Source organism: Candidatus Gracilibacteria bacterium (genome assembly GCA_010119145.1).
In the GTDB taxonomy this organism is placed as follows: domain Bacteria; phylum Patescibacteriota; class Gracilibacteria; order BD1-5; family UBA6164; genus JAACSU01.
In genome coordinates, this window is sequence record JAACSU010000028.1 from 2,942 (window position 1) to 3,276 (window position 335).

1 protein-coding gene is annotated in these 335 nt (G+C 29.9%); it reads right to left on the bottom strand.

Annotated elements, in window-relative coordinates:
- Nucleotides 1-29: 29 nt before the first annotated feature.
- Nucleotides 30-272, bottom strand: a complete 243-nt coding sequence (locus GW846_06525) for a MarR family transcriptional regulator (protein ID NDK10400.1) — start codon at nt 270-272, stop codon at nt 30-32.
- Nucleotides 273-335: the final 63 nt, after the last annotated feature.

The window sequence follows — 335 nt, forward strand, 5'->3', positions numbered from 1 at the left end:
TGGGGAAATTAAAATTAAACGATTCCAAACTATTGCCCAACTTGTCAATACCCTCCATAGTCAGATCCCATTCTTTCAATTAAGCCAAGTTGCTTAAACTTATTTAAATTTTTTTGTATAGCTAATTTATTAATTTCTAAACTTTCTGCTATTTTTTTTCTGGTAATTTTATTGTTCTCGAATATCAAATTTAGAATTGCTTGTTGTGTATCTGATATCTGACCACCTATCTGACCACCAATGTTTTTAAAAGCTTGAACTTTTTTCCCCATGTGGGATAAAACCTTTAGGTTGCTGGTATAGTTCTCTAATAAAGTCAATAGTTTTTTGAAAAA